This is a genomic window from Glutamicibacter sp. NPDC127525, assembly GCF_042672105.1.
Taxonomy (GTDB): domain Bacteria; phylum Actinomycetota; class Actinomycetes; order Actinomycetales; family Micrococcaceae; genus Glutamicibacter.
The window spans coordinates 1-24830 of the sequence record NZ_JBHXVN010000010.1 but is presented as its reverse complement, the minus strand read 5'-3'; the positions used below and the strand labels follow the sequence as shown (position 1 = coordinate 24830).

General features: G+C 55.0%; 19 protein-coding genes and 1 pseudogene. 15 read left to right on the top strand and 5 right to left on the bottom strand.

The genetic code is table 11. The features are described from left to right. Nucleotides 1–491: 491 nt before the first annotated feature. The 5 genes from ACFVHU_RS17485 (at nucleotide 492) to ACFVHU_RS17465 (ending at nucleotide 5584) form a co-directional block, all read left to right on the top strand. Nucleotides 492–2375, top strand: a complete 1884-nt coding sequence (locus ACFVHU_RS17485; protein ID WP_105658084.1) for an acetolactate synthase large subunit — start codon at nucleotides 492–494, stop codon at nucleotides 2373–2375. A gap of 3 nt (nucleotides 2376–2378) precedes the next feature. Next, a complete protein-coding gene (ilvN, locus tag ACFVHU_RS17480; RefSeq protein WP_105658085.1) occupies nucleotides 2379–2897 on the top strand; it encodes an acetolactate synthase small subunit in 519 nt (172 codons plus the stop codon). 122 nt (nucleotides 2898–3019) lie between these two features. Further along, complete coding sequence (gene ilvC / locus ACFVHU_RS17475) at nucleotides 3020–4051, top strand: ketol-acid reductoisomerase (RefSeq protein ID WP_013348730.1); 1032 nt, start codon at nucleotides 3020–3022, stop codon at nucleotides 4049–4051. Nucleotides 4052–4435: 384 nt separating this feature from the next. Further along, complete coding sequence (locus tag ACFVHU_RS17470) at nucleotides 4436–5002, top strand: hypothetical protein (RefSeq protein ID WP_388025736.1); 567 nt, start codon at nucleotides 4436–4438, stop codon at nucleotides 5000–5002. Between the two features lie 45 nt (nucleotides 5003–5047). Next, the gene (locus ACFVHU_RS17465; protein ID WP_388025733.1) at nucleotides 5048–5584 is read left to right on the top strand and encodes a hypothetical protein; all 537 of its coding nucleotides are present in this window, start codon (nucleotides 5048–5050) and stop codon (nucleotides 5582–5584) included. 136 nt (nucleotides 5585–5720) lie between these two features. On the opposite strand, the gene ACFVHU_RS17460 is transcribed toward ACFVHU_RS17465, so the two are convergent. Beyond that, nucleotides 5721–6377 carry a hypothetical protein gene (locus ACFVHU_RS17460; RefSeq protein WP_388025730.1) on the bottom strand — a complete coding sequence of 219 codons (657 nt, stop codon included), beginning with the start codon at nucleotides 6375–6377 and terminating at the stop codon, nucleotides 5721–5723. Nucleotides 6378–6541: 164 nt separating this feature from the next. Here ACFVHU_RS17460 and ACFVHU_RS17455 point away from each other — a divergent pair, with 164 nt between their 5' ends. After that, entirely contained in the window at nucleotides 6542–7246 is a 705-nt protein-coding gene (locus ACFVHU_RS17455; RefSeq protein ID WP_388025727.1) for a class I SAM-dependent methyltransferase, read from the top strand. Between the two features lie 35 nt (nucleotides 7247–7281). Here the strand turns inward: ACFVHU_RS17455 and ACFVHU_RS17450 are convergent, their stop codons facing one another. The 3 genes from ACFVHU_RS17450 to ACFVHU_RS17440 form a co-directional block, all read right to left on the bottom strand. Next, entirely contained in the window at nucleotides 7282–8193 is a 912-nt protein-coding gene (locus ACFVHU_RS17450) for a class C sortase (RefSeq protein WP_388025724.1), read from the bottom strand. Nucleotides 8194–8317: 124 nt separating this feature from the next. Next, on the bottom strand, nucleotides 8318–9727 hold the full coding sequence (locus tag ACFVHU_RS17445) for a SpaH/EbpB family LPXTG-anchored major pilin (protein WP_388025722.1): 1410 nt from the start codon (nucleotides 9725–9727) through the stop codon (nucleotides 8318–8320). Nucleotides 9728–9796: 69 nt separating this feature from the next. Then, nucleotides 9797–12172: a SpaA isopeptide-forming pilin-related protein gene (locus ACFVHU_RS17440; RefSeq protein ID WP_388025720.1), complete on the bottom strand. Its 2376-nt coding sequence runs from the start codon at nucleotides 12170–12172 to the stop codon at nucleotides 9797–9799. 16 nt (nucleotides 12173–12188) lie between these two features. On the opposite strand from ACFVHU_RS17440, the gene ACFVHU_RS17435 reads away from it, so the two are divergent. The 3 genes from ACFVHU_RS17435 (at nucleotide 12189) to serA (ending at nucleotide 15203) form a co-directional block, all read left to right on the top strand. Next, entirely contained in the window at nucleotides 12189–12392 is a 204-nt protein-coding gene (locus ACFVHU_RS17435; protein ID WP_388025718.1) for a hypothetical protein, read from the top strand. A 78-nt stretch (nucleotides 12393–12470) separates the two neighbouring features. Continuing rightward, the gene (locus tag ACFVHU_RS17430; protein WP_388025716.1) at nucleotides 12471–12815 is read left to right on the top strand and encodes a hypothetical protein; all 345 of its coding nucleotides are present in this window, start codon (nucleotides 12471–12473) and stop codon (nucleotides 12813–12815) included. Nucleotides 12816–13607: 792 nt separating this feature from the next. Then, entirely contained in the window at nucleotides 13608–15203 is a 1596-nt protein-coding gene (gene serA / locus ACFVHU_RS17425) for a phosphoglycerate dehydrogenase (RefSeq protein ID WP_388025713.1), read from the top strand. A 1580-nt stretch (nucleotides 15204–16783) separates the two neighbouring features. Here the strand turns inward: serA and ACFVHU_RS17420 are convergent. After that, nucleotides 16784–18232: pseudogene (locus ACFVHU_RS17420) on the bottom strand (integrase core domain-containing protein). A 676-nt stretch (nucleotides 18233–18908) separates the two neighbouring features. Here ACFVHU_RS17420 and ACFVHU_RS17415 point away from each other — a divergent pair. The 6 genes from ACFVHU_RS17415 to ACFVHU_RS17390 all read left to right on the top strand — a co-directional run. Then, nucleotides 18909–19919 (top strand): polysaccharide pyruvyl transferase family protein, encoded by a 1011-nt coding sequence (locus ACFVHU_RS17415; RefSeq protein WP_388025710.1) that lies wholly within the window; start codon nucleotides 18909–18911, stop codon nucleotides 19917–19919. A gap of 25 nt (nucleotides 19920–19944) precedes the next feature. Next, entirely contained in the window at nucleotides 19945–21747 is a 1803-nt protein-coding gene (locus tag ACFVHU_RS17410) for a hypothetical protein (protein WP_388025708.1), read from the top strand. Nucleotides 21748–21861: 114 nt separating this feature from the next. Then, on the top strand, nucleotides 21862–22851 hold the full coding sequence (locus ACFVHU_RS17405) for a GSCFA domain-containing protein (RefSeq protein WP_388025705.1): 990 nt from the start codon (nucleotides 21862–21864) through the stop codon (nucleotides 22849–22851). Then, nucleotides 22848–23624 (top strand): hypothetical protein, encoded by a 777-nt coding sequence (locus ACFVHU_RS17400; RefSeq protein WP_388025702.1) that lies wholly within the window; start codon nucleotides 22848–22850, stop codon nucleotides 23622–23624. The genes ACFVHU_RS17405 and ACFVHU_RS17400 overlap by 4 nt, the downstream gene beginning before the upstream one ends. A 3-nt stretch (nucleotides 23625–23627) precedes the next feature. Then, nucleotides 23628–24623 carry a polysaccharide pyruvyl transferase family protein gene (locus tag ACFVHU_RS17395; protein ID WP_388025699.1) on the top strand — a complete coding sequence of 332 codons (996 nt, stop codon included), beginning with the start codon at nucleotides 23628–23630 and terminating at the stop codon, nucleotides 24621–24623. Between the two features lie 108 nt (nucleotides 24624–24731). After that, nucleotides 24732–24830: sugar phosphate nucleotidyltransferase (locus ACFVHU_RS17390; RefSeq protein ID WP_388025851.1), on the top strand; the 99-nt coding region annotated here is incomplete at its 3' end.

Genomic DNA, 24830 nt, shown 5'->3' with positions numbered 1-24830 from the left:
TGCTAATTGAGTCGTCAAGCCATGCGCCCGTGTGGCCATCGACGGAACTCATGCCTTTCCCGGCTCAACGCTGCAAGCGAAACCAACTGCATGGCAGGGGACTTCCTTGGAGCAAGGGGTGCGTAGCGCGAGCGATGCGCATTCCCGGCAGCTGGTGCTTGTCTCCAGCTAATCCCGTTTCGACAGGCGCTTTTGGTGCCTATGAAGCGAAAAAGCCAAGGCTTGTTCGCGGTGTCGCGTCCAAGGCTTGGACATCCATCTCATATAATGAGATAAACAGGGTGTCTAGTTGCTCTTTGCCGTGAGGTGGAGAAAACTAGAGGCATGCAAACAAACACCGATGTACTACTAGTTATCAGGCGCGGAGCCTGAGACACTGTCCAACACCACGGACAGTACGTCGGTAACGCGCAAGCCCCCTTTCGTCAGTAGTGACGGCCGCGGGGCGTTTTTTATGCGCAAACGAAGAGATAGATATGGAAAGGATCCCGATGAGCAACTCAACACCCGCCAATCCGGCGTCGGTTGCGAAGTCAATCAATCGAACCAAGGATGCCGCCGCCGCTGTCTCTTCCGTCGTGGAGGCTTCGAACCCGGTACAGGGTCCGAATAATATCGTTGCTCCCACACAGATGACGGGCTCACAAGCCATCGTCCGCTCGCTGGAAGAACTGGGCGTCAAAGACGTCTTCGGATTACCAGGTGGGGCCATCCTTCCCACCTATGATCCACTGATGGATTCGACCAAGATTAACCACATCTTGGTCCGCCACGAACAGGGTGCCGGCCATGCCGCACAGGGTTACGCCATGGTGAGCGGGGAAGTGGGCGTATGCATCGCTACTTCCGGACCAGGCGCAACCAACCTCGTCACCGCACTGGCCGATGCCAATATGGACTCGGTACCAATGGTGGCAATCACCGGTCAGGTCAATAGCGCTTTCATTGGCTCTGACGCATTCCAGGAAGCAGACATTGTCGGCATCACGATGCCGATTACCAAGCACGCTTTCCTGGTCACCAACGCGGAAGACATTCCGCGCACGCTGGCCAGCGCTTTCTACCTGGCGCAGACCGGCCGTCCCGGTCCGGTGCTGGTGGATATCACCAAGGATGCCCAGCAGAGCGACATGACCTTCTCATGGCCGCCAAAGGTCGACCTGCCTGGCTACCGCGTGGTCACCCGCGGACACAACAAGCAGCTGCGCGAAGCCGCCAAGCTCATCGCTTCGGCAACCCGCCCGGTGCTGTACGTCGGCGGTGGCGTGATCAAGGCCAACGCCCATGAGCAGCTCAAGGAATTCGCGGAATTCATCAACGCGCCGGTGGTCACCACGCTGACCGCACGCGGTGCCTTCCCGGACTCGCATGAACAGCACGTGGGCATGCCCGGCATGCACGGTGCCGTCTCTGCGGTCACCGCACTGCAGCAGTCGGATTTGCTCATTACCCTCGGGGCTCGCTTCGATGACCGCGTCACCGGCGTGCTCTCCACCTTCGCGCCGAACGCGAAGGTGATCCACGCCGATATCGATCCTGCGGAAATCTCCAAGAACCGCGTGGCCGATGTGCCGATCGTCGGCTCGCTGGATGAAATCATCCCGCAGCTGCACGAGGCCTGCGCCTCGCGCTTCGAGAACGAAGCCCAGCAGGATCTGGCCGGCTGGTGGGGACTGCTCAACCGCCTGCGCGAAACCTACCCGATCGGCTACACCGAAACCCACGATGGCCTCTCGGCTCCGCAGAACGTCATTGGGCGCATCGGCGAGCTGACCGGTCCGGAAGGCGTCTACGTGGCAGGCGTGGGCCAGCACCAGATGTGGGCAGCGCAGTTCGTCAAGTACGAGCGCCCGCGCTCGTGGCTGAACTCCGCCGGCCTGGGCACCATGGGCTACTCGGTTCCTGCCGCCATGGGCGCCAAGGTGGCGCAGCCGGACCGCGTGGTCTGGGCCATTGATGGCGACGGCTGCTTCCAGATGACCAACCAGGAACTGGCTACCTGCGTGATCAACCGGATCCCCATCAAGGTTGCCATCATCAACAACTCTTCGCTGGGCATGGTCCGCCAGTGGCAGACGCTGTTCTACGATGGCCGCTACTCCAACACCGATTTGAACACCGGCCACGGAACCGCCCGGATTCCGGACTTTGTGAAGCTGGCCGACGCCTACGGTTGCGTGGGCCTGCGCTGCGAACGCGACGAGGATATCGACGCGACCATCCAGAAGGCATTGGAAATCAATGACCGTCCGGTAGTCATCGACTTCGTGGTCTCGGCCGACTCCATGGTGTGGCCAATGGTCCCATCGGGAGTCAGCAACGACCAGATCCAGATTGCCCGCGGCATGACCCCTGAATGGGAAGAGGAGGACTAGGACATGGCAAAGCATACGCTTTCGGTACTGGTTGAAGACGTTCCCGGCGTGCTCACCCGCGTCGCCAGCCTCTTCGCCCGCCGTGCCTTCAACATTCACTCGCTGGCCGTAGGTCCCACGGAAATTGCCGGCATCAGCCGCATGACCGTGGTGGTGGACGCCGAAGGGGATTCCCTGGAGCAGGTCACCAAGCAGCTGAACAAGCTGGTCAACGTCATCAAGATCGTGGAACTGCTGCCGGAAACCTCGGTGCAGCGTGACCACATCATGATCAAGGTGCGCGCCGATGCGGCGACGCGACTGCAGGTCACCCAGGCCGCGGAGCTGTTCCGCGCATCGGTGATCGACGTATCCACGGACTCGCTGGTCGTTGAGGCCACCGGCAATGCGGCGAAGATCGAAGCACTGCTGGCAGTACTTGAGCCATTCGGCATCCGCGAGATCGTCCAGGCCGGAACGCTGGCCGTGGGACGCGGAACCAAGTCGATGAGCGACCGTGCCCTGAAGACGCTGTCCGCCTAAGCGCACAACGACTTCAAGAGACACGAACTACAAATTTAGGTATTTGGCACCTAGCTTAGAAGAAAGCAACAGTGCCTAAGCACAAGACTTCTTTACCAGAAGCACAAATAAGGAGAATTACAGTGGCTGATCTGTACTACGAAGATGACGCAGACCTCTCGATCATCCAGGGCAAGAAGGTAGCTGTCATTGGCTACGGCTCCCAGGGCCACGCCCATGCACTGAGCCTGCGCGACTCGGGCGTCGAGGTTATCGTCGGCCTGGCTGAGGGCTCCAAGTCCCGTGCCAAGGCCGAGGCCGAAGGCCTGAAGGTAGCTACCGTTGCCGAGGCAGCGGCCTGGGCAGATGTCATCATGATCCTGACCCCGGACCAGGTCCAGGCCCAGGTCTACACCGAGTCGATCGCCGAGCACCTCGAAGAGGGCAACGCGCTGTTCTTCGGCCACGGCTTCAACATCCGCTTCGGCTTCATCCAGCCACCAGCCAACGTCGACGTTGCGCTGGTTGCTCCGAAGGCGCCAGGGCACACCGTACGCCGCGAATTCGAAGCAGGCCGCGGCATCCCTGACCTGATCGCCGTGGAGCAGAACTTCACCGGCGGCGCCAAGGAACTGGCACTGTCCTACGCTGCAGGCATCGGCGGCACCCGTGCCGGCGTTATCGAGACCACCTTCACCGAAGAGACCGAAACCGACCTGTTCGGCGAGCAGGCTGTGCTCTGCGGCGGTACCTCCCAGCTGGTCCAGTACGGCTTCGAGGTCCTGACCGAAGCTGGCTACAAGCCGGAAATCGCCTACTTCGAGGTGCTGCACGAGCTGAAGCTGATCGTCGACCTGATGTGGGAAGGCGGCATCGCCAAGCAGCGCTGGTCGATCTCCGACACCGCTGAGTACGGCGACTACGTCTCCGGCCCACGCGTGATCACCCCAGAGGTGAAGGAAAACATGAAGGCTGTGCTGGCCGATATCCAGTCCGGTGCTTTCGCCAACCGCTTCATGGAAGACCAGAAGGCTGGCGCTCCGGAGTTCAAGGAACTGCGCGCCAAGGGCGAAGCCCACCCAATCGAGACCACCGGCCGCGAACTGCGCTCGCTGTTCTCCTGGATCTCGGATGCATCCTCGGATGACTACGTAGATGGTTCGGTAGCCCGCTAAGCATGCGGCTGACTGCATAAGCTGAAAACCGCTGGCTCTGAACGATAGGAATATCGTTTAGAGGCAGCGGTTTTCGTTAAAATGCATCCTGCGTCCATTCTGCGATGAGCGCATGGAAAACGGAGCGGCACTCCTGCTGTGCGCTGAAGTGCCGCGGCCTGAAGGAACTTTAGTATTCAATCTTTTAGTGTAAGAATTGTTCCGGGCGAGAGCAGAACGAACAATGCCGCCGCCGCTGTTCAATAGCTGATAGTTCAAGGAGCAAAAGTGGCTAGCGAAGATATTGAGATCGTTTCTGATGGAAATGGCGTGGCAGTCCTTGGCGAACGCAGCGCCGTTGACAAATTCGTGGAATCCGTCGGCTTGATTTCCAAGGAACTGCCCTTGGAACGCGTAAGCAAAGCAGCTGGCCTCAGTGCAACCGCGATGCAAGCCGGTAGCGGGATTGCGGAGAAGTCCGGACGCTGGATCAAGCTCTCGGAAGACTCAGCACGGATCTTCAATGCCAAGAACCTGATGGCTGGATCGGAGAACGGCCTGGCGCGTGCAGTCGTCATGAAAGATGGCAAGATCAGCAATTTGCTTGAAATCGTCACCAGCCCAACGGCGATGCTTTCAAACCCGGCTGTTCTGGCAGGCGTGGGTGGGATCATAGCCCAGTACGCGATGCAGCAGAGCATTGATGAGATCACCGATTACTTGAAGGTGATCGACGAAAAAATTGACGATATCCTCCGTGCGCAGAATGACGCGGTCCTTGCGGATCTTGATGGTGTTGGAATGCTCATCGATGATGCCATGGTCGTGCGCGACCAAGTGGGGCATATCGGTGAGACGACATGGTCAAAGGTTCATTCGAATGCCAAGACCATCGCAACGACCCAGTCCTATGCGCTGCGGGCCTTGGCAGGATTAGCTGAAAAGCTGGAAAACAAAACGAAGATGGGTTAACTGGCGAAGATCACCCGCGAGATCGAATCAAAGGCCACCCAGTGGTTGGCAGTACTGGCACGCTGCTTCCAGCTCGAAGACGGCATGTCTGTTCTGGAACTGGACCGTGTGCTCAACGGTTCTCCTCACGAACTGGAGAGTCATCGAATCGCGCTGCAGATCGCGCGCGAACGCAGAATCGCACACATTACGAAGGTGACCGAGCAGCTTCTTGAGCGAATCGCTGTCGTCGCCGGACTGGCGAATTCAAAGGTGCTGCTGCATCCGAAGTCATCGAGCGAAGTCGTGAAGGCGACGAACGCCGTCTCGAATGATCTAGTGGAGTTCCAAAGCCGATTGGGAATCGAGAGCGCCTACGGGGCACTGGAGTCAAAGAAGTGGCTCAAGGCTGTCTCCGAGGTTCGGGACAAGGTGACTGACGCAGGCGCTGATGGCTTGAGCGCAATCAAGCAATTTGGGGACGAGACGAAGAACCGTGCCTTGGACAAAGCCGAGGACGTAGCAACTTCATTTGCCGAGAATATCAAGAAGAGCCGCAATGGGGAGTCCGGGAAAGATTCTCCAGAAGCCATTGAGAAGTAGGAGCTTGCGGAACTAGTTTCTTCCCTCGCACTTGGCTCCATGGCATTTCAAATAAATCGACCTCGGTTGCTTCCCATTTGGGAAGCAACCGAGGTCGATTTTTCAGTCTGCTGGGTCGGATACCAGCCAGGCAGGTTTAGAGCTTCGAAGCCCGGTAGCCGGCCTTGCGCGCATCGGCTGCAGTCTTGAAGCATTCTTCTGGCTTCGTGATGTTGTAGAAGCGCTGTCCCTTGACGTGGTACTTCCACTCCTTCTGGCTGCCGGTGCGGTTGCCCTTCACCGGGTAGCCTGCAGGGCAGTTCTTCGCCTTCCCGCTCATCTTCACGGAACGCTTGGCGGCCGCCTTCTTCACCAGCAAGGTCTGCGTCTTCTGCACGGTCGAGGTCTTGCCCTTGAGCTGGTACTTGACCGTGGTCGTGACCTTGTAGGTGCCCTCTGCAAGCTTGACGGACTTCTTCTTGCTGGCGACAGTCTTCTTGCCCTTGACCACCTTCAGCAACGCCGACTTGATCTTCACGTTCATTGCCTTGGAATAGCTAGGCTTGATAGTTGCCTTGGCTGAACCCTTGACCGTTTTCGTGCCGATTTTCTTGATGGTTACCGCAGGAGCCTTTTTCTTCGCAGCAACGATGCTGGCAGATGAAATGCTGGTGGGCAACGGAGCGGCCGAGGCCGCAGAGACACCGGAGAATACAAGTGCTCCCGAAGCGATGACAGCGAGCGAACGCTGAACTAATTTATTCAAGTTCTCCCCATGGAAAGTCGAGCGAGCATGGGCACTGATCGGTCCCATGTGCTGATTCTAATCTGGACTGGGAATAGAAACTATGGCTGGACCCGATTGTGATCGATTGCGGCTAATGCCGTCAAAGCGTTACTCGATCAGTCGAGTGTTTTCCCAATGATTGGTTGAAGCCTTTGCTAGGCTCGGGCAAAACCATGCAAAGGAGCGCGCCCGTGCCACAGGAAAGCAACTACGACGATTTCGCCCAGGACTACGCTGACGAGAACGAATTCAGCATGCTGAACGCCTACTATGAGCGGCCGGCCACCTTGGAACTGGCAGGAGAGGTTGCCGGCCGGAACATCCTGGATATCGGCTGCGGCGCCGGTCCGCTGTCCGAACAGCTCATGAGCCGTGGCGCGAGCGTCTCGGGCTTCGACACCAGCCGGGCCATGGTGGATCTGGCACGCCAGCGGCTGGGCGGGGACGCGGACCTGAAAGTGGCGACATTGGGGGAGAAGCTCCCGTATGCCGACAACAGCTTTGACGATGCCATTGCTTCCTTGGTGTTCCACTACTTGCCGGACTGGGGCTACGCCTTGGAGGAAGTCCGCCGGGTGCTCAAGCCCGGCGGCCGGCTCATCATGTCGGTGAACCACCCGATTCTCTATCCGTTCAACCACCGTGGCAAGGACTACTTCCAGCTCACCCAGTACACCGACGAAGTGACTTTCAACGGGAAGCCTGCCGAACTGACCTATTGGCATCGGCCTTTGCACGAAACCATGACGGCGCTGATTTCCGCAGGGTTCGCGGTGGAGCGTGTCTGGGAGCCGCCGTATGCCAAGGATGCACCCGAAGGCGTGATTCCAGAAGAGCTGCGCGAACGCGACGCGTTCTTGAGCTTCCTGTTCTTCTCGCTGCGCTCGACGCGCTAGCAGGCGAGGCGCAAACCTGCCCCTGCGGACTATAACTAGACGCCGATGTTCTTGCCAGAACGGGGGCGACCTGCAAGAAACACCCAGGTCCCCAGGAGCAGCAGTGCTGATCCGAGCCAGACGCTCCACCAAGGGAAGCCCGGGATCTCAGGAGTGGAGCCGAGGGCTTCCAGATCTGCGCTCGGGGTAGGGTGCACGCGTTCGCCGGTGACCAGCATGCGATGCGTGTTGATGCCTAGGGGAGTGCAGGTGACCAGGGTGGCCAGGTCCTTGCCATATTGCGGGGTCAGCGCCTTGGTTTCATCCGGCTCGACCGTCTGCGTTTCAACGACCCGGTACGTCAGCACCTCATTGAAGACTTCAATGCTGAAGGTTTCGCCGATTTTCACCTGGGGCAGATCGTTGAACAGGTTGGCCTCAGGCAGCCCGCGGTGAGCAGTCAGCACCGCATGCATCGACTGCCCGCCCACAGGCAGTGCGGTGCCTTGCAGGTGCCCGACGCCCTTGAGCAAGGTCTGGTCGTCGGTACCGTGGTAGATCGGCAGGTCGATGTCCACCGACGGAACACGCAGCCGGCCGATGAGCCCCTCGCTGTTGACGTTGAGCAGGGAATCGTACTCGGTATCTTCCCGCACCGATCCGTTGCTGGTAGGGATATTGCTGCCCGGGGCCAATAAGCCGCCGCCAACCAGTTCCTCGTTGTACTCCCGGGCCCGCTGCAGCTCCTGGGAAATCGTGGAGCTGCCCTCGTGGGACACGTCGCTGGAGATTTCCTTGATGATCTTGGATTGGTTGTATTGCGAGAACCAGCTCGCCGCTGGCGGGTACAGCAGCATGAGCGTACCGGCCAGGAAGACGACGGCGATCACCAGCGTGGACACCGGGACGCGCCAGCGGTTCCTGTGCTGCGGGGGAGGGGAAAGCGTGGAACTGGGAGTTGAGCTCATGATTTCTGCCTACGAAGTCTTGGGAATCAGGAAGTTCAGAAAGAAAATGGTGGGAGTCCCAAGCAATGCTTAGTTCTCCCACCATCTACTGGCTACCCTGGTGCTGCATCAAGCAGTACGCGGGTTAGCCCTGGGTGCGCGAGCGGCGGCGCTTCACCAGTACCGCACCACCGGCGGCGGCCATCAGGCCAAGACCTGCAATGGTGAACAGCACGGTGCCCGAGGCACCGGTGAGCGGCAGATCAGGACCGGTCGGCTTGTGGTTGGTAATGGTCTCGATCAGGATCTGGCCGTTGGTGACAACCAGTTCACCGGACCACGGATCAGCTGGAAGCACGTATCCGGCTGGCGCCTTGGTTTCCTTGACCCAGTAGCTCGATTCCATGTCGTCCTCGATGCCCAGGTGCAGTTCCCACTTGACGACCCCGTCTACCGTGGTTCCGGTATCCAAAGGCGAACTGGTGGGTTCGCCCTCGGCATCGGGTGCAGTTCCATAGAGCTCGAAGACCGCGCCGTCCAGCAGGGCGCCGTTCTCGCCTTCAGCCTTCTTTTCCAGCTGCAGGGTGCCCAGGTTGGTGTTGGTGGTGCCATCAGCTTCCGTGCCATTGATGTTCACGGTCGCGGTGTTCTCGATGACTCCGCCTTCAGGGATGGAGTTGACCTTGGTCTTCAAGACGGCCGTCACGGTAGTCGCACCAGCCGTATCGAGCTTGGCGAGGCCCGCCGCGGTGAAGGTGATCACCGCATTGTCGGCCGAGATGGTGTAGTCGTCACCAAGATCCAGTTCCCCGGCGCCAATCGATACCGATTCCCAGGAGATGAAATCGAGGTTCCCCGAGAGGTTATCGGTCAGCGTGTAGGACTTGTAGGGAAGATCCGACGCAGGAACATCGGTGACCAGCGTCCAGGTGACCTCATCGCCCAGGAACATGGCGGTGTCATCCACGGTCTTGGTCTGCTCGATGGTGTTCAGCGTGTTCTTCGGGTACACGTGCACGTTGTAGTTCCACGTGTTGTCGGCATTCGGGTAAGGAATGCTCACGTAGAACGGTGCGGCCGCGGCATTGATCAGGTTGTCGCCCGAATCGGTTTCGGTGACCAGATACAGCCCCAAATCCAAACCGGGGAAGGTAGCGATGCCGTCGACGGTTACCTGTTCGACTCCGGTTCCCAGGCTGTAGCCTGCTGGCAATGCTTGACCGGCAGTTTCAGATGGCAATGCTTCTGCCAGCTCCCAACCTTCGGCCACGCTCAAGTCGATTGGATCGCCGTCGAACAGCACCTGCTGCAAGGTGAATTCAACGCCATCCAGGCCCAAGCCCGCGCCGGGATCCGGAGTCAGCAGGGAGCCGTTGTTGAGGCCTTCAACAGGGTCCGCCGAAGACTTGTGGACCGAGATGCTGCCGGGGGTCCCCGGCGTAATATCCGAAATTTCGTCAGCGGATGCGGCGGCTACCCCAAATAGCCCCATCCCAGCAAGGGCCATGGCACTTGCTCCGGCAATCAGCTTGCCGAGTCTGCGTTGCGTGAACACGATTACTCCTTTTGTGCGAGTGATTTTTACGCCTACCCAAGTTCAGCGTGGTTGGTGAATTGGTTGAATCTAGCCGAGGTTGCGGCTATGACGGATACGGAAGGCCTGTGCACCCCAGATGCCCAGCCCCAGTACCAGGATTGCGCCGCCAATCAGATAAATCTGATCTCGGCCGATGCCGCCGGTCAGCGGAAGCACGGGACCGTCCTGCTGCTCATTGGTAATGGCAGCAAGCTCGATCTCCAGTGCGTCGCCGGTGACGTCGAACTCATGGATCTGCTCGTCCTTGACGTAGCCCGGAGGAGCCGTGGTTTCCTGAAGCTCATAGCTGCCCCACTTCAGGTCTGCCAAGGCGAATTTGCCCTTGGCTGGATCCATATCCGGTCCGGTGCAGCCTTCGGCCATGCAATCGGTAACCACTATGGTTTCCGACTCATCGCCCAGCGGACCGGTCAGGGTCCATTCGGCACCTGCAAGCAGGACGCCATCAACGGTGGTCTTGGTCCAGCTGGCCGATCCGGGAAGGGCCGTGTTCACGATGGTGCAGGTGGCTTCCTGGCCTAGCTCCAATGTGATCGTTGCTCCCTCGCCGCTTCCGGTGCCGACGCAGCTCCAGGTGCCTGGTTCGTAGCCTGCGGCGGTGCCTTCCTCGGCCAATTGGTAGGTTCCCACGCCTACCGAAGCTTCGGTGATGTCCGTTTCTCCGGACTTTCCTTCGATGCTTCCCGCGGTGCCCGAAGCGCTCAGCGTCCAGTCATCGGTGGTCGAGGTTCCGTTGAAGTCCTCGTTGTCCACCACCTTGACCAGCGTCAAAAGCTGTTCGCACTCCACGGTGTTCACGATTGCCACCACATTGGGCGAGGGAGTCCCGGCCATGGTGTGCGTGGCGGATAGCCCTTCGACGCCGTCAATGGTCGAGCTGGTCACCTGGCACAGCTCGGCGAGCGTGCCGGTGAGGGTTTCCTCGATGGCCACCTCGTCCCCGATCAGATGCCCGGAGCTGGTTGCCCCGAATTCAGCTGCTTGGCCATCAATGCTCAGCTCCGCGTCTCCTGCCGGCTGCTCGCCGTGAGCGTACTCGGTGCCGTTGACCACCCAGGTCTTGGTGACCGTCAGGTCAATTTCCTGGGTGTTGGTGAGCACGCAAGTGGCTTTGCTGCCGGCAGTGATGGTGATGGTGTTGCCATCGCCAACCACCGCGCCCTCGCAAGCCAGGTCCGTCAGCTGGTAGTTTTCCGGCCCGGTTTCGGAGATGGCGTATTGGCCGGCAGCTACCGGCACATTGGTGACGCCTTCGCTGCCGGTCACTCCGGACAGATCCGTTGAGCTGCCATCAGCTGACAGTGTCCATTCCGTGGCCGCCGCCTCGCCGATGACTTCCTTTTCCAGGGTCAGGGTGGTGCAGGTGACGGTGTTGGTCACCGTGTAGGAGTTCAGTCCTGGTTGCAATACATGGTCACCCAGATCCCCCGAGGGGGTATTGGTGCACCCTGCGGGCAGCTGGGCCACCGACTCGCCGATGGTGATTTCATCATTGGCCTCGTAGTCGGTGCCATTGCTGTACTTGGCGTAGCCGGTACCGAACTGCGGCGAGGTTTGGCCGGTCAGTTCCAGCGCGGCGGCGATACCATCGGGCTGCTGGCCGTTTTCGTATTCCTCGCCGTCGATGACCCAGTTCTTCTCGACCTGCACGCTGGAGCAGGTGCTCGGCACGGCAAGGGAAATCGGGGCGATCCAGTCACCCAAGTTGGATGTTTCCGGAATCGAGGAGGAGGAACGCAGATTCAGCGTGCCGTAATTGCCGGTACAGGTAGCTTCTCCAAACAGGGCAGTCAGGTCCACGCCGATTTCCGCGAAGCCGCGTACCGGGATGGTGCTGGTTCCATCGAAGCCGGTAATGGGCTGGGTATTCGTCGCACCGACGAAACCGCTCAGGGTTTGCTGCTGCACCCACGTTTCCGTGCTCGCGTTCCACATGTAGGCACCGGTGAGGATGAGATTATTATTGCCATCCTGCTCGATGCTCAGGCGAAGGTCGCCGTCGCTGCGAATCGGAGTGGGAATCACCGCGGGGTCGTTCTTCTCGGCGTTGAGCTCAACGATGTAGCGGATGGTGCCGGTGCTTGTCCCTCGCTCGAATCCCAAGAAGGCGAAGACATGGCCATCGCTGGTTGTCGAATAGGCGTAGTTGCGGCCAATATCTGCCTGGCCGGAAGCTTGGCCCGTACCGTTGACTTGGTTCGCACCCCACGGCCAGCTCCTTTCGCTGGCACCACGGGTGAACTGTGTACTGTCGTCGAAACCATCGTCGCCCGATGGTTGCGTCAAGACGGTCGTCCAATCATCCAGGGCCGCGTCGTTGGCGCACAGGTTGCCATCAAGCTCAAATCCCCCAAGAATCTGAGTTGATGCCTGGGCGGCACTGCAGACGTCCCCTAATGCCATCGGTGCGAGCAATTTGTTGTCAGCCTCGCTGGGCGAGGCCGTCGGTGTCGGCGTCGGTGACGGCGATTCCGATGGCTTCTTGGCAGTTTCCGTAGGCGACGGCTCGGCAGTTGCCGTGGCTTGCGCCGTTGCTGTCGCGCTTTTCGACGCTGGAGCGCTAGAAGGTGCCTCGGAGGCTTTTTCCTCTTCGCTTGCCGATGCCTCGGCTCGTGGCGTTTGAGCAACCGGCGCCTCGGATTCAGGTTCCGGCGCGGCCTTCGGCGTCTGCGTTACCGTCGGCTGGGTTTCAACCGGCGGCTTGGACGCTTTCGCTTTTGGCGCTGGGGTTTCGGAAGAAGCCGCAGCAGCGGAAGGCTCAGTCGAAGAGGGTGCCTGGCTCGTGGGCGTCGCGGAAACAAGCGTGGCCGCCGAATCGGTTTCAGCAGCCGACGGGGCGGGTTTTGCTTCCGCTGAAGATTCGCTCACCGAAGTAGCGGAAGCTGGCACAAAAGTTCCGGCGAATGCCAGAGAGAAGACAATTCCGGCGCTAATTGCAACGCTGGAAAAGGCGCTTTGCGAAGTGCAATGTTTTTTTGCTCCCCAGAGCAAGGACTTTTTACCTGTACGACCGTTTTTGCGGTGCGCAGACTCATCCCCAACATGATAGTCAAACACAAAAACCCCAATTTTTGTGGACTTTGGAGGGAAACTCCTGCTCCAAGGTGTGCGTCAATGACAAGCACACAAAGCCATCCGACCACCAAGTTCGAACGGTTTTCCCCCAGATACAGTGCGGACTCCCCAAAGTCCTTGCATGTATTGGCATCAGCCTACAACTCAATTGCCGAAACTGCTACTAAAAATATCAGCGACTTTAAATTTGCTATTAAACAGCCAGTTACATGACGGATTTAGGGCTTGTGCTGCACCGAGGAATATGCTTTTATGCCAGTTTTTCAACACCGAAATCAAAAGTCATCAAGCTTGTGTTGGGTAGCCAGGGGGACCACTGTGGGAGGCAATCATCAATTCCCATGAATCCAGTTCTGGTCGAAGGGAAACCGCGAAACCGCGAAACAGGCGGACAGGGACGACTCGGTCTGCAACAGCCAGTGCTCGCGGAGCACAAGTGTCTTGATGCGCTTCTGTCATCGAACTGCGCGATCGGCGAATCGCCTGCTGGCGCGTTCCGCGGAAGCGTCGATTTTCAAACGAAGATACCGGGCGAGGAATGAGCGCTTCGAATCCGGGCATCCGGGGGAGGCCCGGCTATGGAGCAGAATTCACATTCTAGCTAATTAGTGAAAGTTTTCACAAAGTGACGTTCAGGCTGCGTAACATGCGTGAATTCAACGGTTTTCAAACTATTCCAGCGTTAGGGTGGAACATGTTGGCGGTTATCAACCATCGCCAATCTGCCAGCATCAGCCCAAGAAATCGCAAAGGTGCCACACCCGTGTCTGACAACAAGCCAATCGTACTTCTGGCCGAACAACTCTCCCCAGCAACCGTTGCTGCTCTCGGCCCCGACTTTGAAATTCGTCAGACCGACGGAGCTGACCGCTCCCAGCTGCTCGAAGCCATTGCCGAGGTAGATGCAATCCTCGTTCGCTCCGCAACCCAGGTGGATGCCGAAGCTATCGCCGCAGCAAAGAACCTGAAGGTTATCGCCCGTGCCGGCGTAGGCCTGGATAACGTAGACATCAAGGCAGCCACCCAGGCTGGCGTCATGGTAGTCAACGCTCCAACCTCTAACATCATCTCCGCGGCTGAATTGACCGTGGGCCACATCGTGTCCCTGGCACGCCGCATTCCAGCTGCCAACGCATCGCTGAAGAACGGCGAATGGAAGCGCAGCGCCTACACCGGCGTTGAACTCTTCGAGAAGAAGGCCGGCATTATCGGACTGGGCCGTATCGGTGCGCTGGTTGCTGCCCGCCTGCAGGGCTTTGGCATGGAGATCGTTGCCTACGACCCATACGTCACCCCTGCCCGTGCCGCACAGCTGGGTGTCACCCTGCTGACCTTGGACGAGTTGCTGGCTGAGGCCGACTTCATCACCATCCACATGCCAAAGACTCCGGAAACCCTGGGCATGCTGGGCAAGGATGCCTTCACCAAGATGAAGAAGTCCGCATACGTGGTCAACGTGGCCCGTGGCGGTCTGGTGGATCAAGACGCGCTTTACGAAGCATTGAAGAATGAAGAGATCGCAGGCGCCGGCATTGACGTGTTCGTCAAGGAGCCAAGCACCGATCTTCCATTCTTCGAATTCGAGAACGTCACCGTCACCCCGCACCTGGGCGCTTCAACTGATGAAGCACAGGAAAAGGCTGGCGTCTCGGTTGCCAAGTCGGTTCGCCTGGCACTGGCCGGCGAATTGGTCCCGGATGCTGTGAACGTTGCCGGCGGCATCATCGATGAGAACGTGCGCCCTGGTATCCCGCTGATTGAGAAGCTGGGCCGTATCTTCAATGCGTTGACTTCCGGCTCGCTGACCAGCATTGACGTTGAAGTTGCCGGAGAGATCGCCGCACTGGATGTCAAGGCTCTGGAGCTCTCGGCACTCAAGGGCGTCTTCATGGACGTAGTTTCGGATCAGGTCTCCTACGTGAACGCGCCGGTCTTGGCTGAGCAGCGTGGTGTTGCTACTCGTCTGATCACCACCCCTGATTCGCCTGAGTACCGCAACCAGTTGACCATCAAGGGGTCCACCAATGAGGGCACCCAGCTTGCTGTAGCGGGCACCTTGACCGGGCCTAAGCAGATCGAGAAGCTCGTAGGCATCAACGGCCACGAAATTGAAATCCCTATTTCGGATCACATGATCGTGGTCCGCTACGCGGATCGTCCAGGCGTCGTTGGTTCGCTGGGCAACGTGCTGGGGGAGCAGGGCGTCAACATTGCCGGTATGCAGGTATCGCGCGATGAGAAGAAGGCTGAAGCGTTGGCTGTGATCAATGTTGATTCGGCACTGCCGCAGGGCGTCTTGGATGTCGTTGGCGCTGCCATCGGTGCGAGCGTTGCGCGAGAGATCAACTTGGCTGACTAAATGCGTGTAGCTCCTAACAGTTCAGTTGTGCACCGAACTAGTCCAATAAGGTCGCACTAGCTGAACAATCGTCCCGCATGAGGCAGCAAGGGTATGGCATCGATATCGATCGGTGCCGTACCCTTCATCCATTCTTGACGCCGCTTAGTGCTCTTCTACTGGTATAAACGCTTTGTTCTGTTCCTGGTGCTGGCTAGCATTTATAAATCGTTCGCCACGGAATGTGTCTGACTCTAACTGGCTATAGAATTTCAGAATAGCCGAGTTTTGGTAGCAATTGCTCTAGTGCGAGATGGACTTCACCGCATCCTGATCCTTCAATAAGTATTTCCACGACGGATGCTGATAGCGAATCTTAGATCGGTATGCACCAGCAACTTCATAATAAAGTACGGCTCGCCTTAGTCCCTGAACAGGCGTTGACTCGTGAAAGCTAATGGTCGGCGAGGGGCCAGCGTGAACTGATGATCTTGTGCTCGGACAGATTCACGATAAGGGAGAGAATGAGCATGCTCTGATCAACCCGGGCCTCTGTCACGTTGCTGAGATGAACTGTATCCGGTGCTGCCACGTCGAATCGCCGGCCCGACGGGTTCCAGTGATCCTCCCATGTTTCGCATCGGCACAAGTTCCAGTGTCGTTTCGAATTCTCTTCTAATCGAGTACCGAGTGCACGAATGAGGCCGAGAGCTATTTTTCCGCCTCCCAGCCTGGACATCTAGCAGAACCGGCCGGAATCCATGGAGTTGCTTGCTGCATGCAAATGAGGCGATGATAGTAACTTTCAGCTCTGCGCCAGGCTCGGGCCGGACCAGACATTCGAACCGGTCAGAGAATGTCGATCATGCAAGATTGGCCAGTAGCAGCAGGCCGCTGAAGTAGTGCACTGGCTTGAGGGAGGCGATCTCTTGGGATTCAGGCGATGCTCTTGAGCACCACAGTTCGCAAATATTCAGGAAAACAACCTCAGTCGGGCACCCGTGCTGCACTACATGATTGATAACGACTCCCGACATGCACAGTGTCGAACAGACGAAGTCTGTCAATGGGCCCACGACCCTCCTGTCAACACTAATTGAATACTGACCCTTGAACGACTTTTGAAAATTGCTCGTTGGTGTATCGGGGCAAAATCCTCGAATTTAAGATCAAACACAGAGAAACAGTATGTCGGCCCCCGAACTATTTGACTCGGTTCTCGAATCAAGAAAAACACGTCTGCAATGACTTCGCTCATGAAGCTAATCGAAAGAAGTGAATCGTGAACCTAAGGGATTTGGTTCGGTCGTCGTAGTCAGTTGGGTGGCTGCATGCTCGCATTCTGGAAATCTGCGTTCGGAGGCCGTCTATGTGTCGCTGGCTGGTGTAAACCCCAGCCCAACGGCTTTATAGGCCATAGGGTGTCATTCGACGAAAAGCAGTTGTTTAGCAGATGTATTTGGTAGCACCTGTGCGCGTACCGGATGTGTCATCTCGTTACTTCGTAGACCCAGGGTCTCACTGCTTCGTGGACAATCGATTTGGCGACTTTGTACACAGCTACTGGCGGGGTGGATTTGGACGCCGTCAGTAGCTACGAACTAAAGGTAATCGAATGCCTCAGGCTTGTCGGCTTTCCTCGCTTCGTACTGCGGTCGATAGTCGGCGGATTTCCGCCTCTATTGCTTGGTCGGAATCGCAAAGTGAATTCCTCTGATCGAAAACGAAGCCACAAAACGCCCATGAACACGCAAAGCAACTGGAGATAACGGGAAACCTAGGACCACCTTCGCGGTATGGGGATTCAACGAAATAATTTCGTCGTCTGTGATGGTTATCAGTACCTGGGTCTGGCATAGGTCTGCAGTAGTGAAAGCCGCTTTCCACGACAGTGGGCTTGGCTATTATCCTTACTGACCCGAATCAGTAGTGGATGGATTTCCAGTTCCATCTCCGATTGCTGCTCGTCCCTGATCTTCGTCAGGCTGTCACCAGTTTTCGAAACGACTAGGTCAGCGCGGTCCACCGAGGAGCAGCCGATTCGATGCTTCATCAAGTACTCGGCCGCTTCGCTTTCAAAACACCATCGTTACTGGTTCGGTGGCCGGCGTGTGCTCCCTCAACTCCCAGACCATTTGTGCGGGATGGTTTGATTGAACGACTGGTGCGGGATGCTCATGTTGTAGTGCTCACGGTAACGTTGAAGCAGTTTCTGCACGTCCGCGAGATTCCGTGGTCTGTTGGCTATAAGGAACTGCTGCAGGGTCCGGTGCGAACGCTCGTTCTTACCCTGGGCAGTTGGACGGCAGGGTAGCCCGGTGATCGGTAGGCCTCTTTGTAGAGCAAAATAAACTTCAACGGTGCCAACGGTGCCGCCACGCAGCTGAATTAGTGTCTTGGAATTATCGCTGAGGACTTCCTTGGGCGGCCCGGACTACATAACTGGCACTGGAGAGTACTTGCTGCGCGTCGCCACTGTTCTCTTGGCGCGAGTACGCACTGGTTGCCACGTCGAATTGCGTCGCGTCGTCGATGAGGTGGTAGACCGTTACTACCTGGTCGTAACCGGTTCTGTATTCGAACGCATCCAGTTGCCACAGCGGCTATGGCAGTTGAACGTACGCAGGGAACGCAGGAGGATCTGTGGCGCTTGCGTGTGGACTGCGTTCAACTTGCCCAACAACACTGTCCAGCAACCGGGCAATAGCCGCAACGGCAGGGATTCGGCCGCCGGGAACTTCAAGGATGGTCGCTGCGAAATGGATGGTTATCGGTCGATAGTCCCAACCATCTTCTTTATGCTCTCTGCGGATCCGGACCAGATCGTTGATCACTTAGGGAACGTAGGGTCTGGAAGGTTGCTTCGGGGCTCGCGAACGCGGTTGGAGTTCGCCAGGTGATTCTTGGGAGGCCCGTTCAGGTAGGCGGTAGTAGATGCTTCGCGAAATATTCGGTGACATGCAGAATTCGCTGACGATCAAGGTTTCAGGCTGTGTCGGATCATAGCTGGTGATCATGGCTCCGAGTCGTGGAGAGAGCGCAGTACGCAAGCGATTGAGCGTGCTTGAAAGTCACGACTCGAACCTCCACGAAGGTATGCGACAGGGTGTCCACGATCTTATGAGTCCGTTTGTCCACAAAGTCATGAGATCGATTGTCCATGAACCAGCGAGATACTGTATCGACGAAGTTACGAGACTGCACAACGCACAGATGCTTCCAATTACCTCTGCTAAACAGCAGTGGAAACCTGTAACTGAACAGGGCGCCGCATGCCGCTGCGCTGATCCTGATGGCGTATGTCGACGGGTCCTGTCCTACATTGAGACATACGTGGCGGAAAAGAAGAGGAAAAGGGAAGCCGCAGGAGGATAAAACAGACCCTAGAACGTCGGCTCTACAGAGTTCTGGAATCTGCGGAAGCGTATTCGTTTAGGACTTGCCTGATAACAAGATTCACTTCAAAGGTCTTCATCACTTTTCCAATCCAAATTACTGGAATCCGTTCTATGTCTAATGGGCGCGTTTTGGGTCGTTGCAGAATAAAGCCCCTTCAGTCAGTTGATAGAATAGGGTCGTGAAGTGGTTCACACGGTGAGTAACTGAATTTTTGGTTCTGTTGTTATTGTATTGAAACTGAATGAAATTAGAATATTTTCCATCACTAATCGAAGGTCACGGAGAGCCCTGGAGGTCATCTAGTGTCGGATACTTGGGAGTTGTGCTTTGCGTATTGGTTTAGTCGGATTCTTCGGATGGGGAAATTTTGGAGATGAATTGTTCTTCAATATTTGGCGCGAAACATTGTCTCAGTACGAGCTAGTACGTATGAATGACTTAATCGAGAAGCCCTATTTTACGAAGTCGGCTGTTGCTAAAGCATCATCAGTCGATGCCGTCATAATTGGTGGAGGTGACTTGATCAGAATCGAAGCAATTTCACCCCTTTATTGGAATGGTGCATGGACTGCCAAGCCGATTGTGGTGTCTGGTATTGGGGTCGCTGAAGAGTCAAAAACAAATCGCCCAGATGTTATACCACGCCTTCAAAAGTTCTTTAGTTCAAATAACATTCTGTCATTGAGCGCGCGAGATGAACGAAGTGCCGAGTGGATAAGTCAAAATATCAGGCCTAAAGTTCCAGTCCGAATAGTTCCCGATTTAGTGTTTGCGGACACTGCTCCCTCCAACGGAATCGACGGAAGAGTTAATGCCGTGCCAAGGGTCGCATTCGTCCTTAATAAAACACAAATTACGGAATCTGATTTAGAGATCTGGGGTAGTCTTCTTGCTGCGCATTCCGAGGGGAGAATTGTTGCATCAATATTGGTGCTAGCAACTGGCGATCAGCGTGAACGAGAGATTGATAATCTTAAACGACATGGTTTAGGGGAATACGCTGAGTCGTTTGACGACACCGCGCAAATGCTTGATCACCTACGCAAAATGGATCTGGTGATGAGCGCGAAGTTCCATGCGCTTGTGGTCGCTTCCAAATATGGGATTCCATACGTTTCGCTGCGAGATACGTCCAAGTCACTTGCGTTGATGCGATATTCTCCTTCAGGAGCAATTCCTCCCGAATTAATAGATCTGTTAGAACCACTAGTTGGCAGGACCAGCCTGTCAAGTTCTGTGCAAAGCCTTACAAGAAAGCATGTTCGAGATTTAGCGAATGCCGAAATTTCGCATGTAACTGGGCTGATGAATGCAATCCGTCAGTTAAATTTCCCATAAATCGGCTTCTATGAAGGAAGTGCTCGTGTCTAATTATCTTATAGCTGTCGGCGTCAAATCCAAGATTGACAAGATTCGTTCGTCATTAATGTCCAACGAATCTATTAACAGAAAATATAGTTCGGAAATGGCTGAACAAGATCTCAGTAACGGTTACAAAATTCTTATTGTAAGCCGTGGAGCTGAGAGTGAAACTGATTTCAATAATAAGGTGTTTTTCCGTGGGTATGCCATATTTAATGAAACAGAGAGGAAGGTTATTTTCAGTGGTAATTCAAGTAGTTCATCAGTTGTTGACAAAAGATCGTTGAGCTTCAAATCGGTCGAAGGCTGCTACGTAAGTTGCGCCTGGAACCAAGAATCAAACAAAGTTGAGATCTCGAACGACCTCTTTAGTCTCTGCCCTTTGTTTAGGACAGTTGCTAGTGACGTCGCACTATTTTCGGATTCGATTTACGTCTTGCGAGAAAGCAGACGAATCCTGTCAATGCCGATTACTGTTGATGTGACCTCCGTGACTGCTCGTACCTGGGCAAATGCCATGGCGGGACAAATGCTTAGTAGCAATACCATGATTGACCAGATTAAAATGGTACCGGTGGGCTCCACCATGCGAGTGGAGCTTGGTAAAAGATTGGTTGCTCATTTACAAAGTGGCAACCTACCCGAGATTTTTGGGGCTGACGCTGGTCCATCTTATGAACAGAGTCTTCGTGAATATACCGTTGAATACGTAAGTTTGTTGTCCAGTTTGGCATCGTTGGGTCCGGCGCGTGTAAATATGGCCGTGAGCGGCGGGCTAGATTCGCGTGTAAATATTGCATCGATGACCTTATCTGAGGAACTAAAGAGTCAGGCAAAAATCACGTGTCAGAATTCGGCCCCGCAGCATCAGAAAGACTTCGAAGTTGTCGCGGAACTAGCAGAAATCCACGAATTACCTCTCAACAGGCAAATTCCTAACGCAGCTACTCGAAAGATCGAACGCGTCGAGAATCCGCTAGGTCTTTGGTACTTATCTAGCTCGGGACTTTACGATTTTATGGTCCTTCCTGACCGTATCGTAACCGAGCATCCGACGTTCAATATTGGAGGTCATGGTGCTGAATTGGCAAAGGGGCAATACGGATGGCGTTCGATGTCTCAAATTCATCGGACAATCAAGAACAAGAACGTTGCTGATGCGTTTTATGCCGAAACGGAAGTAGCAATGTTGGAGATGGGCATCGACTTCGATGACCCTATAGCATCTGAGTGGCATTATCTGGGCCACCGTAATGCCCTACATAGCGGACGGTTTGTCACTACGTCTATGATCGGGGTCAGACCTTTTATGAATAGGAAACTCGTAGGCCTAGCTCGTTCGGAAAGTTGGAAAGGGACAGTACGATCCGGCAAGTCGCTCAGCGTAATTCATGACATTATTTCACTAATCAGTCCACAAATGGCTTCGCATCGTTATGACGATGACCGCAAGAACATTTCTTCTCCGGAAGTAGATGCCAGGCTATCAACACTTGGTGGGCGGATTCATCCAGATGAAATCTACAAATTTGAGATTGAAGGTAGTGCTGATGAAGTAGTCAACGGTTACTCCTTCGTCCTCGCTGAATTAGCAAGGAAACGAGGACATATGCTGCACAAGGACCGAGAAACATTATCCGAGCTAACTCGAACTGGATTTGAGATTGCTCAGACACATGGCTTGGGAGATGTTTGTCAGCCAATTTTGGAGGAAGCGAACTCCAAACTGGCGGATCTGTCGTTACCCCTTCAATTTGCAAGGAGCTCCATAGGGAAGCTTCTGAGCTATCATTTGCTAGACTGATCGAGTCTGAACTATATACGGCAGAGAGCTTCTGATATGACAAGTACGCAGAATTTTCCGGTTCCTGAGTCGCCTTATAGAGGGAATCCGAGACGGACGTACTGGAAGACCGGTATGCGCACTTCTTCAGTGGCGACGATTCCCGATTTGTACAAAAAGCGCTTCGAAATCAAAGCAACCGACCGCATTGCAACCGCAGGAAGCTGCTTCGCTCAGCACATCGCCAAGTACATGCGGTCAAATGGATATAATGTCGTTGACGTTGAGCCGGCCCCGGAGAATCTAACTAAATCTGGGGCTATGGAACATGGCTACGGAATTTATTCAGCCCGTTATGGAAATATCTATTACACTCGTCAACTGTCACAACTTGCGCGAGAGGCCATGGGTGACCGAGTACCCGCGGAAGTCGTCTGGGAGCGTGATGGGAAGTTTTATGATGCACTTCGTCCTACGATTTTCCCCGGAGGGCACGATAGCCCCGAATTGGTACTAAGACATCGTAAAGTCCACCTCAGACGTGTTCTTGAATTGTTGAAGCAAGCTAACGTTTTTGTCTTCACGATGGGGCTGACTGAAGGATGGGTGTCAAAGGTGGATGGCACTGTCTATCCAACTGCTCCCGGAACAGTCGCTGGTTCCTATGATTCTGAAAAGTACGAATTTAAGAATTTTGATTACACAGAGGTTGTGCGAGATTTTCTGGAGTTCCGTATTTTGGCTCGTCGAGTTAATCCTCGAATCAAGTTTATCCTTACTGTCTCTCCAGTTCCTCTAGCCGCCACTGCAACCAGTGACCATGTGCTCACGGCGACGACGTACTCTAAGGCGGTACTTAGAGCTGCCGCTGGTGAGATAATTAGACGGTGCCAGGACGTCGATTATTTCCCGTCCTACGAGGTTATCTCGTCAAGCTACGTCGAAAATTCCCCGTTTGATGAGACTGGACGCAATGTCCAACCTGAAGCGGTGGAAAAGGTTATGAATTACTTCTTCTCTGAACATATACCGGTCAAAAATTCTTCGTTGACGGCAAAACAAGAACGTATCGCAGACGAACAGGTATTTTGTGACGATTCGCTTTTGGAGATATTTGCGAAATGAAAATTTGTTTTATCGGTAATTCACATCTTGCCCCTCTTGCAGTTACTTCGCACGGGGTTAAGCCTGAGTCTTCAACTGAGGAACGTAAGTTCTATATTTCGAGAACCTATGGAAACCAGCCCTTAAAGATAGTCGGAACGAAAGATGTGGCTACGCTGGACATGGTCAAAATTGAGGCCACCAGTACTTCCGAATCTACCGTTTTTGCGGAGGATTGGGACCATTTTGTTGTTCTTGGATTCGGATTCTCTGTTGTGTCGATGATCGAGAGTTGGAAAGAATACCAACCTGACGATTTACCGTTTGATCTGGGTGGGCAATTACTAACTCCAGAGGTGTCCATTTCGTATACGAATCATCGTATTGCGCAATCGCAAGCCTCTCGATTAATTTCAATCCTTAGACGTGTAACCGACAAGCCCGTGACGTTGGTTCCTGCACCACTGCCTGCCGAATGGGCCGGAACTGAATCTGGTGAGCGACTAGAAGCGTTTCACGCGTTCAACGATAACCAGGCTGAACGATATTTGTTAGAGAATTATGAATCTCAAAAAAATCGATTTATAGCCAATGGGATCCGGGTAATTGAACAGCCCGAAGAAAGTAAGCGCGGATCTATGTGGACCAAAACCTCATTATGCTTAGGCCAGCCAGACGCACCTGATGAGCGGGGATTCTTCAAACGTCGCGACTTTTATCATATGAATAAGACTTTTGGAAAAATGATGCTTTCACGCATTATTAGTGAACTATACGAGCAGCAAGGAAAATAGACCGTGGCTAAAATTGGCTTAGTAGGATTCTTCGGATGGGGCAATTATGGAGATGAGCTCTTCCACCGCATTTGGGAAAATTCGATCGGTTCAGTGCATGAGACAAGGCTTCTGCACGACAAGTTGGAGTACCCGTATTTCTCACGCTCTGCAGTCGAAATAGCTAAAGAAGTCGATGCAATCGTTATCGGTGGCGGTGACTTGGTCATCCCGAACAAGATCTCTCCACTTTACTGGAACAAAGCATGGCTAAACCGGCCTATATACATTTCCGGTGTAGGAGTTCCAACTTGGATTAAGCACGAAGCTGAAGACGTCATGAGCCGTCTGCGTACTTTCTTCCAGCACAAGAACGTGAAGTACATTTCGGCGCGAGATGTCGAGAGTGCGGAGTGGATTCGGAAGAAACTTACTCCTAATGTTGAGGTCCGCCATCATGCTGATCTGGCATTTAGTGGTGTTTATCCTCCTGCTAAGAAGTTCGAGAAACCAACAATTGGCATTTCTCTTCGTACTCACCGCGCGGGCTCCGATCCGACAGTCTTGCTAAACGCGTGTAGGGAACTCCAAAAAGAGGGCTTTGACATCATGAACATCGTGATGGGCACGGGGCGCACCCGAGCGGCCGATCTGCAAGTCGCAAAGGATTTCCCTCTAGAGAATCAGATTATCTTCGATAGCGAGAATATCGATGAGATCAGCTCCGCAATCGGTGGACTGCATACACTCATCTCAAATAAATTCCATGGAACAGTTGTTGCAACTACTTACGGGGTTTCTTCCGTAGTACTCTCTTCGACTTCAAAGTCACGTAATCTCTATCGTCGATTGGGACGTACCCCTCTACTGTCCAGTGCGACCGACGAGAACCTTTTGCAAAAGGTCCGCTTGGCCGATATGCCCATCTCTGAAGATGCTCTGAAGACTTTACGTCTTGAAGCATACGAAGGAGTCCATGCTGTTGTTCGTGCCATTAACAAAGACTTCCCTTCCAAGTAGAGAAGAGTCAGAGCTAATGGCAGTGTATTATTCGCAATCCGTTTTATTGCGCGGAAGGCTTTCGTCCCGGCACAGAAATTTTGGAGTGCGTACTTGAATTCAGATCTGATGTCCCGATTCCACGGCGTGATCCCCGCCGGCGGCGTCGGCACCCGATTGTGGCCCCTCTCCAGGGCTTCCGCTCCGAAGTTTTTGCACGATCTGACC

Bases quoted from the DNA above. Each gene is read 5' to 3' on its own strand.
- ACFVHU_RS17485 (WP_105658084.1), top strand. From the start codon at position 492: ATGAGCAACTCAACACCCGCCAATCCGGCGTCGGTTGCGAAGTCAATC.
- ilvN (WP_105658085.1), top strand. From the start codon at position 2,379: ATGGCAAAGCATACGCTTTCGGTACTGGTTGAAGACGTTCCCGGCGTG.
- ACFVHU_RS17460 (WP_388025730.1), bottom strand. From the start codon at position 6,377: ATGGGACCGATCAGTGCCCATGCTCGCTCGACTTTCCATGGGGAGAAC.
- ACFVHU_RS17450 (WP_388025724.1), bottom strand. From the start codon at position 8,193: ATGAGCTCAACTCCCAGTTCCACGCTTTCCCCTCCCCCGCAGCACAGG.
- ACFVHU_RS17440 (WP_388025720.1), bottom strand. From the start codon at position 12,172: ATGGCATTAGGGGACGTCTGCAGTGCCGCCCAGGCATCAACTCAGATT.
- ACFVHU_RS17405 (WP_388025705.1), top strand. From the start codon at position 21,862: ATGCGCACTTCTTCAGTGGCGACGATTCCCGATTTGTACAAAAAGCGC.
- ACFVHU_RS17400 (WP_388025702.1), top strand. From the start codon at position 22,848: ATGAAAATTTGTTTTATCGGTAATTCACATCTTGCCCCTCTTGCAGTT.